The following is a 14289-nucleotide window of genomic DNA, read 5'->3' on the forward strand; positions in this document are numbered from 1 at the left end:
TCGATTGGTTTAACCATCGCCGCATTCTCAGGCCAATTGGCGATATACCTCCAGCCGAATACGAAAAGCTGTATTATCAGCAAGCCGAGTCTGCCCAAGCGGCATGACTCAAATCAAATTGCCTCCGGCAAACCCAGGGCGATTCAGGGTAGCATAGTGAGCATTTCATTAATGACGTTACTTCGTATGAGCCTACCAACACGATTAATCGGTCTGCGTAAACAGCATGGCCTTTCACAGCAAGCTATGGCGGATGCCATAGGCATTCACGTTAACAGCCTAAAGAAGTACGAGACGGGGCAAGCCCAACCCTCAGCGGAAGCCTTGAAGAAGATCGCTTTGGGCCTGCATGTGAGTGCTGATTTCTTATTATTTGAAGAACATGAACGTGGTCCAAGTAAAGACCTAGAACTGCAATTTGAGGCCGTTTCACAACTGCCCCCCGATGAACGGAAAGTGGTTCAGGAAGTCCTGGAAAGCTTGATTATCAAGTATCAGACACGGCGCTGGGACTCTGCTCGGGGCAGCCAATAACCAGTAACCCAGCAACTAAACAGGAGGATATTCACGACACAGCGACAGCAGTATTAATAATGCGCCCAACTGGCGAGTTGAGACCTCACCAGATGGACGACTTCCACAACCGACTAACTTGGAGTCGATCATGGCAACAACAGAGTGTAAGCCAGGTTCACGCCTGCACCAAACAAAACGTTCTACCCCTTCCGATGAAGCATCGTGGCAACAGCTCATGGTATTCAACTATGTCGTATTTGAAGCCATCGACGCGATGGAACAGGAAAGGCTCATCAATCAAGACACCCCACTCAATCACCACTGGCAACAATTCGTTCACCACCTCCGACTTAAAAAACCCAAGCTCGGCACATGCCTTGATAACCTGGGCAATGACCTTCTGGCTAAACAGGAGGCTGTGCAATGACCACACAAACCCGACATATCAAGGTCAATCATATTTATTACGATTACAAACCTAAGAACGCCGAGCCTCACTCGGTAACGCCGCCAGTGCCGTGGATTCAGATGAAGGGTAAGTGGTTGGCCAAAGCTGGCTTTAACATCGACACGCCGATTAAGGTTGAGATTTCTAATGGACGTTTGGTACTCACCGCTGAGTAAGTAAAACAAAGCCCCGCAATGCGGGGCTTATCCTATGTGTTCTGGTTATTATATTAACTCTCTTCACTGTTGACCAAGACACAAAACCCTTCTGACTTTTCAACCAAGCTTATAGGCTTATGAGTTTCGCCATCATCAACAGAAATTCTCACTTCCATTTCTAAATCACTAAATGATTGAAGCTCTTTAATAAGCTGCTTAATTGTCTTTCCTCGGGTAATCCAATCAGGATTATCATTAACAGCCATATTAATCACCAATTCTATTTAGATCTTTATCAAATGTACCAAGCCGAGTCTCTTTTGACCCTAAGCCTTTGACCGATTTAGCCATTTTCCATGCACCACCATTGTGACCATCTACGTCTCTTGTAATAAATCTTTTCCCTTTTTTAAAGACTGCTTGGCCGTCATGAATAGTCTCATTAATCTTCTTAAATCCAAGATTTTCCGCTGCTTGCTTCGCTTCTTTTGTGGTTTTATAAATGGCATTACAGTTGTGAACAAGGAGATTAAATTTTGTTGCATAGTAGGTGTGGAAATCAGCAACCTCAAAGTTATAGGTAACATCATACCTACCACTATTTACTACTGACTCAACAACAACTAACCCATTTCCTTCTGTCTCAACCATATCTCCAGAAATCAGATCAATAGTATCGACAAAGCCCTTTCCGGGAACATAAAACGGGTGATCATCGGTTGTTTCGATAAGCTTACTTTCGCCAATTGAATTAACGACTGTTAATTCATAAATCAACCGATGCTTTTTAAACAGCTGCGTGACGGGTTTGTAATCCTGCTCCCCGGTATCAACATTTTTTGAATAGAGTAGCTCGCCTAATTCAACGTCTTCAATATTTTTGTAGCCGTCTTTTGTCAGGACTTGCGTTCCCGCTACAAAACAACAGACCTTGCCTACCCCCTTTGCAGCATCGGGCTTTGGCTCTTTTTTAGACAAGCGTTCTTTAAGGCGAGTCTTCGCCATTTTCACTAGTGATTTAAGACTATCTTTGGCTTGCTTTAAGCGGAATTTCACCGCAAAGGTAACTCCCTTTTGCATAACTTTGACAGTTACTGCAGCAGGCGCTCCGCTACCTCCGGTGACAACAGTTGCTGTCACAGAAACTGTTGTCGTAGTGACGTCAATCACATCTAAGACTGTAGTGGTTGTATCAATCGCAGACTCAATGGCACTCTGGTTTTGAATCAGGAACATCGCTGTCTGATCAAGAGCATTATTTACATATAAAGAAGTATCGAGCTTCAACTCATTAAAAAATTTCTCGATATTCTGTCCAGTCACAGTAACCTCTTCTATGAGGTGATCACTCATAAAACCGGAAGGATCGACGAAGCTCAACGGGTTATTGAAAACATAGGTGTAGCGGTTATAGCTTTGTGTATTGTTCGGTTCCTGCACGAATGGATCCGCGCTCAAGAAACGACCTATCAACGGGTCATAGACCCGTCCATTCATGTGAACCAAACCGACGCTGTCTAAATGCTCATGACCAGTAAAGCCACGGGCAGTATTTGTTGGCTCAAAGGTTATTTGGACGTCAAGACCGGCCCAAGTGGTCTCCACGCGCGCTCCCCAAGGATCAAAGGAGGTAAACTCAACGTCAGCATCGGAGCTCACGCTATCGCCGGTCACAGCCACCACAGAATCTAAGTGATCTCTGTGCACGTACTGATATTCTGCCCCTACTTGAGTACCCGAATGCAATACATAACGGACATCATTCCCAACATGGTGCACCTCCTGGATGTGTCCGTTCTTATTGATCACCTCATAGTGATCACCTACATAAGTAATGGCAGTGCCGTCACTGTCACTACGGCTCACTCGACTCTTGTGGGGTCCGTAAACGACGGTCGTCGAGTTTGCTCCGTTAGTAATCCGTTCTGGCTTATCGAAAGCTGTGTATGTCACAGCTTTCGCTTGACCGCCACCTTCCACGCGGATCAGGCTACCGTTGTAGTCGTAGGCATACGTCGTATCGCCAATAGAAGTAACCGCATGGGGTCCAGCGCTACCGCTGCCATAGCCATAGTTACCTGCGACACCTTGTTTAGTGAGAATATTACCCAATGCATCGTAGGTAAAATCTGCATGAGAGGAAGTACAAGTACCAAAGCGGGCTGCTTTTAGACGATTCAAGTTGTCATAGCAAAACGACTGTGTAACATCATGCTTATAGTCAACACGCCGAGTCAGATTGCCAATCGGTGAAAAATCATAGTCATGATCCTGAACCGTATAACCACTGCGCGCTGCAACAATGGTATCTATCAAACCGGTATTGGCATCGTAGTGGCGATTGGTGACCACACCATTTCCGAAGGTAAAGCGCGTCATTTGGTTGCGCGCATTGGACGTATTACCCGTCCACATCACCTTCTTCGTGGTGGCGTTTTGTAACTGTCGGGTAAACCCAAAGTCGTTGTATCGAGTGGCAACGGTAAAGCTGGACGGATAAACAGTGCCCGCTGTGCGTCCAAAGTCATCGTACAAGAATAATGTCGAGAAGGAAGCGCTGCCAATACTAATATCCGCCTCTACTTGGCGTGCCAGATTGTCGTAGTGCAGAACTTCGGTATACGGGGAACCATCTGTATTGAAACCATCAATCCGAGAAAGTAAGCCAACACCCGCCCCCGATGCATTGTCGTAAGTCCAAGAATGGGTGCGCTGTGCGCTACCACTACCCAAAGCATCGTCTACCCGTTGGATCAGTCGTTCTAGCTTATCGTATTCGTAGTCGGTGCGCTGACCCTTTCCATCGGTTTCGCTAACCAACATATTCAATGGGTTATAGTGATAAGAACGCGTGCCTAAATCCGGATCAATCAAGCTTATTTTACGCCCTACCGCATCATAGAGCATAGTCACCAGTGTGCTAGCATCATTATTGACCTGTACAGTTTTCAGGTCACCGAATGGCGTATAACTGGAAACAATCGGTGTACCACTGTCATCTTCGCTGCGCATGATCCAACCGGGTCCATTAAGGAACATCTCCATTCTTTGTCGCGCACGATTCGTCTTGGTGACACGATGCCCTGCATAAAGGGCGGTTTCGCTCGAACCATCCGGGAATGTTCGAATTCGCACTCGATCCGCCTCATCGTATCGGAACTGGTGCAGAGGAGGGAGCGCACCACTTATAAAAGGCTCGCTTTGACTCAGAATGCGGCCAAATAGATCGTAGGACCTTGTTGTATAGACATTATTACCATCAAAATTACGTTGGCGGGTTCCTACGCGCCTGTCTTTCTGGTCAAAATAAATCCGTTCGGCAGCCATACCGCGGGTCTTGGATTGCTGGAACCAGCGCGCTTGCGATTGCTGAGAAAAACAGTTCGAACAGACCCTATACCAGTACCTTGTAGTGTTACCCACCGGGTCGACCGATGTTTCAATGCGCCCTTGTTCATCATAGCTGGCTTTAGAAACCAAGCCGTTAATGTCAGTTTCCCTTCGTGGCAAACCAAACTTTGCTTCGAATACCGTCGTGGAACTTTGACCCAAGGCGTTTTGTGTAGTCGTAGTACGTTCGCCATTACTGGCATAGGAGTTGGTGATTGTGGTCGTTCGAGAAGTAAAGTCGACCCCATCGTTACTAAAATCGTTCCATTGCTCGGTGACATCTCGCTTTAAACCATAAACGTCGTATTTATAGGTGGTAGTGATCTCAACCGCTTGATCTCCACCCGGCTCGACCGTATCACTCTTCTGCATACCGGCGTAGCCATCTGCCCCGGTTGTGAGATAGTAGGTGTAGTCGGTGCTCCGCGTCGCACTGGTAGTACTGACAGTACTTACCCCAGCCCAACGATGCCTACGCACAGTCTGCGGCAACCCCCTGACATTGCCCGCATCAATAACCTCGAGTTTTTCCATAGCATGGGCGGTGACATCTTGACTACTCCCCGACGTGTCACAGGTCGTGGTGCGCGTATAAAAGACCACTCCCGAATCCGAGACATCGCTGTCTCCGGCGCTACCAGCAGCGACCTCAATAATATCGTTAGCGCTATCCAGTTCGCTCAGTGGTACCGCGCTGCAGCTTAATGATGCCTGTTTCGAATTTTCAGTACGGGTATCTGCCAGGTGAATCTTGGAGATATCGTTTTGGGCGGTACTGCCGTAAATAACATAGGGAAAAAAATGTGGACTGTTAAAACTGCCTGCATCTATATCATCTGAGTATTCCCGCACTTTCCAGCGGTAACGTTCATCGGAAAGTACAGTCAGAAAACTGTCCTCTAACCCTGCGGCACCCGCTTTGTTAATTTTGCGCTTGACCCTCCCGGCGAGGTAGTAGCGCCCTTGCGCATCCACCACTTGATGGTACATGGTCAGCGACTTCATTTGCTGATTAAAACCTCCTAAGTTAGGCTTGACAGTCAGTTCTTCAACTTGACTGAATCCCAGATGCCCCAAGCCGCGACGGTGGTACAGAGAACCTTTGTAGGTAAAAGTTTTAGAGCGCTCTCCACCGATACCGTCACTCATCTTTACCGTTTTCACGACCGGGTATTGGGAACTAGCGATGGAAACTATATAATCACTACCCCCATAGTTGCTATACCGGCTAGTGGTTTCAATAGCGCTGGCGGTTTCGATCACCTCGGTATTAGAGCTGGTTTCGTGCCCTAGATACGTACTCTGATCCGACAAATTACTGTATTCGACATTTACATAATTACCAAGCGTATCGCGAATCTCTGTGACTCGGTTATGATTGCTGCTGAGGGTTGATGTACTGACAAAAACGCCTAAACCGTCATCCCCCATATAAGCAGTGCCCAAATCAATGTAGCCATCTCCATTCAAATCTGCGGTAAATCGACGAAATCTAACATCATGCAAACCACCTTCATAACCAAAATAGGTACCCGGCAAGGCAGTGAATTTGGTGAATGTGTTATTGGCAGAACCGTAGGCTACATAAATCTTGTCCTGGTGATATTCATAGTTAACCAAGTCTGGATAACCATCACCATTGAAATCCGCCGTGATAATACCTTCCGAGAAACCAATCTCGCTATGGAGCTTAAGCTTTGAATAACCCCGATCTAACGGTAACCCATGATTGGCAAGTAATTTTGGCGCCGTAAACGTACCATCGCCATTGCCCAGATGCGAGTAATATCGGCGTTCCACCCGGGTTTGGTGATTTGAACTCCAAAGTATACTACTCACTATGTCATCGTGACCATCCAGGTTGAGATCAACAACCATCGGTTTAGCCGAAAAGGTAACATGGTTAGTGGGCGCCGAGAACCACTGCTTCTCTTGTATCGTAAAGGTACCACTACCGGTGCCTAGTGCCACTTGAAAAGTAATATTCTCACGGGGTTCTGAATTTATAACACCCCCTTCCCCTTCCATTGCCCAGAGTAAAAAGTCATCAATACCATCGCCATTAAAGTCGCCAGTGTGAGCAGGGCCTCTCAAAGTAGGATTGGTTGAGATCATGCCACCTATTTGTGGCTGAAACGTACCATCACCGTTGCTTAAAAGCGTATATACCTCTATCCCTGCGGGGGCATAGCCAGTGCCCGCGTTTGTGCGAATAAATACCACATCTTGGTTCGTATCTTCATTACACTGGCAGATAAAGGAGGAGAAGGTCAGATCTCTTGAGAACGATACTCCACCCACTATGGGTGTGCTGCCACCACCCGCAAGGGGGTAGTCAAAAGTGCCATCACCTCGCCCAAGAACGGTATAAATCATAAAATCGTTCTTGTATTCATACGTAAACAAGAGATCCAGATTGCCATCACCATTGTGGTCATAGACCATGTTCTGCCAATCGTGTGCGTCGCCAGCGATAGAAGCTGCGGCATCGGGATAACTACCCCGAACATTGATAAAGCTGTCAGGTGGAGTCACCAAGGTGAATGTACCATCCCCATTTCCCAGGGCAGACTTGTAGCCAACACTAGGACCGGTGGTAAAGACCCATAATAAATCTGCAAATCCATCCTTATTCAAGTCGGCGGAAATTGTCGAGTGTCCGCGATCCAAAAGATCTGTATCCTCTATGATCTGGTGCGTTGTGGCTGCATAAGTGGCGGTTAGATCACCCCAGTCAATCTCTGTTGGGGCCGCGCAATTGAAAAGAGTATCAAAGCACAACCGAATACTAGACAAACGGCTCGCCTTCAAATCTGCCGATATGGTCTTGCCATAGTGGGTACTGCCTGGCACTTGATAGGTAAGCTGGTAATTTCGAACTAGTGCGGTGTTGGTCTTGACTTCAATACGTGACAAACGTTGATCGGAGATACGCATCACCCCCGCGGTCGAGGTAGATATTGGATCAAAACGACTCTCGTAAACAAAAGATACATCATGGTTGGCATCTCGGGCTCCGCTGCCATCATTCATCGTGTACTCAATGAGGGAAATGCGGTGATCACTGCCCGTATAACTGTAGGTAAGGTAGTTTCCGGCAACATCAGTTTTGCTACTGATGAGCCATGCTAAATTCTTATTCGCACTGTCCCGGATTCGACTATTTATCTCCAATCCAAAACGATCCACCTTGCCATCTTTGTGGTACACCGTCCATGACGTAGGCGCTACAGCGCTCCCAGTACGTTCAATACGACTAAAGGACTCAACTTCGGTTTGATATACACCGCTGTTGGTTTCGACCAAACGCCGCCCATCAAGACAGTATTTGTACCCATCGCCCCAATTCACACTGGCCAAGTCGTCATCGTGGAATGGCGTCGCCCTGCACCGAGTAATTCTCGACAAGCCAGAAAGATTCCATCCCCAACCGAGTAGTCCATTGACTGCTGAGCTTGAGTAGGTGAGTGCCAACTGCGGCTGCATGTCGTTGATGCCGGGAGGGACCTCTATAGGTATTCGGTAGTTAAAAGTGCCAGCCTTAGTGATGGCTGGCTCCGCAATCAATCGACCTTTGTATTCAGGCCCAGCCATGACATCGTTGCTGGGATCAACAGCCACCATTGAAACATTGCCAATATGAGTTATCGGAGCATCTACGCTCAAGACTGTTGGCACAACTCCACTAGAGCTCCCTGCAATTACCAAGCCATATGACATAGCGTTCTGCTGGTCGATGCTCAGGTCTACAATACCGTCCTCGTCAAAATCAAACTGTGCAATGCCTCTTTGCACTCTAGTAAGGGAGTCGGGGTCTACGTTATTGGAGACCACCCCATCATCGTAGGAAAGGCCATTGGAATAAAATATGTAGCTATCGTTGGTAGTTGGCAGGACAATAGGGACAGCTACATCACCATGAATAATGATGACTTCGTCCAACGCATGTAAATATATATCATCAACCTGATCACCGTTTAGATCACCTAGATACACATCGTACTGCACTCCATTAAAGGTGATTGCATTAGCAAAACTGGTGACTAATGCAAGCACGAAGAATACAATCACGCGTTTCATTGGCATTCCCTAATCCTTAATAACTCGAGATTCTGGGTTCATCTAGAGTAACAAATTTCTCGTGGCTAATTAGATTCATGAACCCTGCATTCAACTCTGAAGCGCATCAATGGGCCATCTTGATAAAGAACGGCTAGCTGAAAGTAATACCTATCGCTTTTCGCCAATAGACAAAGATACTAGATTTGGGTGCTAAAGAAAAGTTCTGAAACCAAAAAACAATCATCAGGGGAAATTGGGGTTTGTCACCCCATGATTAGCAGAGAGATGGCATAGGCTCAGCTGACCTTTTAGACAAGAGACGTCAAGGCAGGAGACCATTCCAACCTTAGCTACTATCGGTCAACAGATTCAATCAACCTTCTAAAATGCTGCTTCAAACGTTTGCGAGACCCTGACTGCCACTGCATTGATTCGCTTTTGAATCACATCCAGTTTTAGTTGATTGGCTTTGTGCGGAATATCCTCTGCCAAAATTCGCTCACGCTGCTTACGTAATTCACTCAAACAACGGCTGGCTTGATTCAGTGGATGGCGCTGGGCCAGCTTGTTGCGGTGCTCGGTAATGAACTCTGCTCTTTCCCAGATTCGCAGTTCCTTCAGGCTGGCAACCAGTTGATTCACTTCTTTCAGACGCCCATGGCGGTTTTTCGCATTAACACCCGGACGCAAAAAATGTTAAATTGCTGAAATTCACTGGAATTTTTAGCGGACAGGCGTGTATCGCTTATACTGGAAATCTAGCCCTTCAATTTCGAGCTAAAAAATAACGCTAAGCCCCAATGAATACATTGCCCGACCCTGCTCAGTCTCTAAATTTATTGACATTGAAGACCCTCTACCACAAGGATGTCCGAGAGCCTCAAAATCTACTCCAGAATCCTTGAGGTTAACAGTCGCAAATTTTTGAGATTCTACAATTCCAAACAAGTTAATTTTTCCACGCAGTATGTTCTCAGCATTGGTATCAAAGGTTATTATCAGTAAAAAAAACAATATATAAATTTCATTAAGTAGCCCTACAGCTGGATAAAAAACGCTCAAATATCTCGGAAAACTTTATGCCTTCAACTTCAAAAGAAGCTTTTTAGTATGGCTTTGGATCTCATTGAAAATGAAGTCCAAAAACTTAATTGAAAGATACGATTGAAGATGAAAGAAAGCTTCTTTGCGGAAGTGTTTTTTTATCCAGTTATTGTCAATTCTGGTGTTCATCCGGCATGACCAAGCAGCAATCTACTGACAACCGTGTTATTCGGAGAACAGCGTAGGCACGGGCTCTCAAAAGTTAAATCTGCGTTTGAAACGGCAATGAAATTCTGCCTAAAACTCCTGCCCGATTGGGCATAGTGTGAGCTTAGGAGTAGCTTGCTAAAAAGCTGATTCAGATCTCTCCGATGCTTTGGCAACCACCGCATTGATCTTCTTCTGAATCACATCCAGTTTTAGCTGCTTGGCTTTGGGTGGAATGTCCTCTGCCAAAATACGCTCGCGCCGCTTGCGCAATTCACTCAAACACCGACTGGCCTGATTCAGTGGACGGCGTTGGGCCAGTTTGTTGCGGTGTTCGGTAACGAACTCCGCTCTTTCTCGTCCCCTCAGATCCCTCAGACTGGCCGCCAGTTGATTCACCTCTTTCAGGCGTTCATAGAGATCATTGGCATATTGAGTGCTGTGAGGCGGCTTGGTACCACGATAGAAGCTCTTTAAGACCGGAATGTCCGTGGCCAGAAACTCACCCTGGTTCGGTTTACCCTGCGTCAGGGACACCAGCATGTCTGAAGCCGATAAAATTGAATCACCCCGGATTTCTCGGAGGCTAACTTTCTTGAGAGAATTAGCCAATGAGCAAACGACCTGGATACTCTCCCGAAGTACGGGAACGCGCAGTTCGCATGGTATTGACCGGCGAGCACGAGCACCAATCACGCTGGGCAGCGATCACATCTATCGCTTCCAAGATCGGCTGCACACCCGAGACCCTACGATCATGGGTCAACAAGATGGAAGTCGACAATGGTACCAGGCCCGGCACCACCAGCAGCGACGCAGCCCGTCTCAAAGAGCTGGAGCGCGAAGTCCGCGAGCTGAAACGCGCTAACGAGATCTTGCGCAAGGCTGCCGCTTTTTTTGCCCAGGCGGAGCTCGGTAATCATCCCGAAAACCCACTGGAACCAAAAGTAGAATTTTCTTGTAAAATACGCGCAGGAGATTCTGCATGAAAAAATCGAAGTACAGCGACAGCCAGATTCTGGCGATACTCAAGCAGGCCGAAAACGGCGTGCCAGTGCCTGAGCTATGCCGAGAACACGGTATGAGCTCAGCGAGCTTCTATAAGTGACGATCCAAGTACGGCGGCATGGATGCCTCAATGATGGCCCGCCTGAAGGAACTGGAGGATGAAAATCGACGCCTCAAGAAGATGTATGCCGAAGAGCGGTTGAAGGCTGAAATCGTTCAGGAAGCTCTGCAAAAAAAGTGGTAAAGCCATCTCGGCGAAAGGAGATGACGCGGCAAGCCGTAGCCACACGGTACATCAGTATTCGAATTGCCTGTGCTGCTTTCGGTGTCAGTGAAAGTTGCTATCGTTATCAGCCTGTTCTCAGCGATGAAAACGAGGAGATTGCCAATTGGCTTATCCGGTTAACAAATGAGCAGAGTGACTGGGGCTTTGGCCAGTGCTTTCATTACCTACGCAACGTGGAGGGCGCTCGGTGGAACCACAAGCGTGTTTACCGGATCTACTGTGAGCTGGCGTTAAATATGCGAATAAAGCCAAAACGTCGCCTTAAGCGCCAGGCACCAGAACCTCTGAAAGAACCAACAAAAGCGAACCAAGTATGGTCAATGGACTTTATGCATGACCAGCTAAGCGATGGCCGGAACTTCAGGCTGTTCAATGTCATTGATGATTACAGGCGTGAAGGACTGGCAATCGAGGCCGGTTTTTCACTGCCAACGATACGTGTGGCTCGCGCTCTCGACCAGCTACTTGAATGGCGGGGCAAGCCCAGCACTATCCGCTGTGATAATGGCCCTGAGTTCATCAGTCATGAGTTTGTAGCACGGGCGAAAAAGCGGCGAATACGGATCGAGTACATCCAGCCAGGCAAACCACAACAAAATGCTTATATCGAGCGAGCCAACAGAACCATTCGGTATAGTTGGCTCAGCAAGCATCTCTTCGACAGCCTTGAAGAGGTTCAGGATTATGCAACTGAATGGCTATGGTTTTACAATCACCGCCGGCCACACAAAGCAAATGGCGGTAAACCACCGTTGATGGTGGCTTAACCTCTACTTTTGGTTGCGGGTAAAAATGGGGGGATTACCGTGCAAAGCCCCGGCAGAGCGAAGATTCTCCGAACAGAACTGGCATCTCGCTGAACAGGGTTTGACTGAGGCATAAGGCGTAAAAGTAACAGGCAAGGCCAGTTTGAGCGTACGCCCATCATTCAAAAGGTGCTGAACAATGTTTTTTTCCGGGTAAGAGCGATAACTTACGGGAACATTCTTCGCTTGTAATATATCGGCAACAGCCTTTGGGAAAGAAGCACCGAGACCATTCTCATCAGCAGACAAACCTAAAATCCCCAATATTACTCATGAAATCCGGCAACCATTCAATACAACTTTATTTTTTGACAAAGTGGCATAATGCCACTAACATAGCAATAAAAATAGACCAATGCAACCGCAGAGTATCCATGTCAAAAGTTGATTCTGAGAAAGCGTTCTTAAAAAATTACAATATTCATGACTTCGATGTCCCGCTGACATCCGTGGACATGGCGATTTTCACGGTAAGAGACGCACAACTTCAGGTACTGCTTGTAAAACGCGCCCAACACCCAGCCATGGGCCAATGGGCACTACCAGGTGGATTTATTGATTTGAAACACGATAAAACACTATCTGATACTGCGCGGCGCAAGTTGCTGGAGAAAACCGGGATTGATACTCCCTATCTCGAGCAGGTGGAAACGTTTGGTAGCAAAGCCCGTGACCCTAGAGGCTGGTCGGTTACCGTTGCCTATTTGGCGCTTATCGCCAGTGAGGATATCAGCCTCAGCAGGGACGAAAGCTCGGAAGAGGTGACGTGGGTCCCGGTCAACAAGATAGACAAACCGTACAAACTGGCATTCGACCACGGCAAGATTCTTGGAATCTGCCACAAACGATTAAAGAACAAAGTGCAGTACACATCACTGCCTGTCAACTTGCTACCAACAGAATTCACCCTGACCGAGTTACAGCAAACCTTCGAAACTGTGCTGGGCAATCCCGTAGAAAAGAAATCGTTCCGGCGCCGGATTCTGGATGCAGATATTCTAGAGGAAACAGGAGATATGAAAACGGGCAGCAACCGCCCCGCCAAGCTCTACCGGGTAAAGCCAGATTGCCAGACCCACTTCTTCGCCAGAACTATTGAAGGATCAAGGTAAACAAAGATAGTCCTGATAGATTCAACCGGTCAATGCAAATATACTCTCCAGTTTTTCAGCCGGCGTCATGTAGCCGAGAGTTTTCCTCGGCCGCTCATTTAGCTGCATTGCGACAGCATATAATTGCCCCTGTGAATAACCGGATAGATCCGTTTTCTTTGGGAAATACTGTCGTAAGAGCCGGTTAGTATTTTCATTGCTGCCTCGTTGCCAAGGGCTCTGCGGGTCACAGAAATAAACCTGCATATCGGTAGAAACCGTAAATGCCTTATGGTTGCCGAGTTCACCACCTCGATCCCAGGTTAGACTCTTCTTCAACCCCTCCGGGAGTTGGCCAACCTCTCTACAAAGCGCTGAGACAACACTTATGCTGTCTTTTCCGTCCACGTGAACTAGCATGGTAAATCTGGATTGTCGCTCTACAAGTGTCGCTATGTGGGAGTTGTTAGAGCCCGATATGAGATCTCCTTCCCAATGACCAGGAACTGCCCGATCCTCAACGGATTTTGGTCTAGAGCGGATAGATACCGCTTCTGAAATGCTTGTACGTATCTCTTTCTCTTCAGTACTTTTTTGCCTTGATCTTCGCATACCACGCCTTGACCGAAGGCGTTTGACGAGCTCTTTTTTCAGAACACCGCGGGCTTGGATGAAGAGACTCCGATAAATCGTTTCGTGGGACACATGCATGGATGTATTATCTGGGAACTTGCGCTTTAACCACCCTGCCACTTGCTCTGGAGACCAGTCAAGACCCAGCTTTGAAGAAACGATTAATCGCAGGGCCTCATTCATCGCAAGCAAGCACTTCTTCGGTCTTTTCGACTGAAGCCAAGCACGCTGATCGGCCTTACTAGCTCGATAAGCATTCCTTCCGCCGTTACGATGAACCTCACGACAGACTGTGGATATTGAACGGCTAATCACTTCGGCGATCCGGCTGAATGTCAGGCCAGCGGAGAGGCCTCGCGAAATTTCTTCCCGTTCGGTACTGCTGAGTACTCTGGCAGACCTGGAACGTCTGGCTGGCGCGATACCTCCATGTATAGCAAGCATTCCACTGATCGACCCGGCATGTTTCCCTAAAGCCCGTCCAATCTCACTTAGTGACTGACCTCTTTTCCATCTATCCCACAGCTCTCGCTTTTGCTGTGTAGTTAGACCTCTTATTTTTGAAGCTGACCGCATCTTGAAAACCCCGGTAGTGATTCAATTTCATTATGTTGCAACGACCGGTTGAATCTACCGCGGC

10 protein-coding genes and 2 pseudogenes are annotated in these 14289 nt (G+C 47.5%); 6 read left to right on the top strand and 6 right to left on the bottom strand.

Features of this window, described 5'->3' with window-relative positions; all coding sequences use genetic code 11:
- Nucleotides 1-186: 186 nt before the first annotated feature.
- The 3 genes from ACL7TT_RS18690 to ACL7TT_RS18700 all read left to right on the top strand — a co-directional run bounded on the left by ACL7TT_RS18690 (nt 187) and on the right by ACL7TT_RS18700 (nt 1140).
- On the top strand, nt 187-534 hold the full coding sequence (locus ACL7TT_RS18690; RefSeq protein WP_413397761.1) for a helix-turn-helix domain-containing protein: 348 nt from the start codon (nt 187-189) through the stop codon (nt 532-534).
- A gap of 130 nt (nt 535-664) precedes the next feature.
- Nucleotides 665-943, top strand: a complete 279-nt coding sequence (locus ACL7TT_RS18695; RefSeq protein WP_413397715.1) for a hypothetical protein — start codon at nt 665-667, stop codon at nt 941-943.
- Nucleotides 940-1140 carry a SymE family type I addiction module toxin gene (locus tag ACL7TT_RS18700; RefSeq protein ID WP_413397717.1) on the top strand — a complete coding sequence of 67 codons (201 nt, stop codon included), beginning with the start codon at nt 940-942 and terminating at the stop codon, nt 1138-1140. The genes ACL7TT_RS18695 and ACL7TT_RS18700 overlap by 4 nt, the downstream gene beginning before the upstream one ends.
- A 53-nt stretch (nt 1141-1193) precedes the next feature.
- Here the strand turns inward: ACL7TT_RS18700 and ACL7TT_RS18705 are convergent, their stop codons facing one another.
- From ACL7TT_RS18705 to ACL7TT_RS18720, 4 genes are all read right to left on the bottom strand, one after another.
- Nucleotides 1194-1388: a hypothetical protein gene (locus ACL7TT_RS18705; protein ID WP_413397719.1), complete on the bottom strand. Its 195-nt coding sequence runs from the start codon at nt 1386-1388 to the stop codon at nt 1194-1196.
- 1 nt (nt 1389) lies between these two features.
- Nucleotides 1390-8592, bottom strand: coding sequence for a toxin C-terminal domain-containing protein (locus ACL7TT_RS18710; protein WP_413397721.1), 7203 nt, complete (start codon nt 8590-8592; stop codon nt 1390-1392).
- A gap of 363 nt (nt 8593-8955) precedes the next feature.
- Nucleotides 8956-9264 (bottom strand): hypothetical protein, encoded by a 309-nt coding sequence (locus ACL7TT_RS18715; RefSeq protein WP_413397723.1) that lies wholly within the window; start codon nt 9262-9264, stop codon nt 8956-8958.
- Between the two features lie 699 nt (nt 9265-9963).
- Nucleotides 9964-10362 (bottom strand): hypothetical protein, encoded by a 399-nt coding sequence (locus tag ACL7TT_RS18720; RefSeq protein WP_413397725.1) that lies wholly within the window; start codon nt 10360-10362, stop codon nt 9964-9966.
- Nucleotides 10363-10436: 74 nt separating this feature from the next.
- Between ACL7TT_RS18720 and ACL7TT_RS18725 the strand changes: the two are divergent.
- Nucleotides 10437-10741: pseudogene (locus tag ACL7TT_RS18725) on the top strand (transposase); the annotation flags it as partial.
- Nucleotides 10742-10810: 69 nt separating this feature from the next.
- A pseudogene (locus ACL7TT_RS18730) lies at nt 10811-11886 on the top strand (IS3 family transposase).
- Between the two features lie 3 nt (nt 11887-11889).
- On the opposite strand, the gene ACL7TT_RS18735 reads toward ACL7TT_RS18730, so the two are convergent.
- Nucleotides 11890-12174 carry a hypothetical protein gene (locus ACL7TT_RS18735; RefSeq protein WP_413397727.1) on the bottom strand — a complete coding sequence of 95 codons (285 nt, stop codon included), beginning with the start codon at nt 12172-12174 and terminating at the stop codon, nt 11890-11892.
- 125 nt (nt 12175-12299) lie between these two features.
- Between ACL7TT_RS18735 and ACL7TT_RS18740 the strand changes: the two genes are divergently transcribed.
- On the top strand, nt 12300-13037 hold the full coding sequence (locus ACL7TT_RS18740; protein ID WP_413397729.1) for an NUDIX hydrolase: 738 nt from the start codon (nt 12300-12302) through the stop codon (nt 13035-13037).
- A 21-nt stretch (nt 13038-13058) separates the two neighbouring features.
- Here the strand turns inward: ACL7TT_RS18740 and ACL7TT_RS18745 are convergent, their stop codons facing one another.
- A complete protein-coding gene (locus ACL7TT_RS18745) occupies nt 13059-14225 on the bottom strand; it encodes an IS30 family transposase (protein WP_413397731.1) in 1167 nt (388 codons plus the stop codon).
- Nucleotides 14226-14289: the final 64 nt, after the last annotated feature.

Source organism: Microbulbifer jejuensis (genome assembly GCF_047289955.1).
Lineage (GTDB): Bacteria > Pseudomonadota > Gammaproteobacteria > Pseudomonadales > Cellvibrionaceae > Microbulbifer.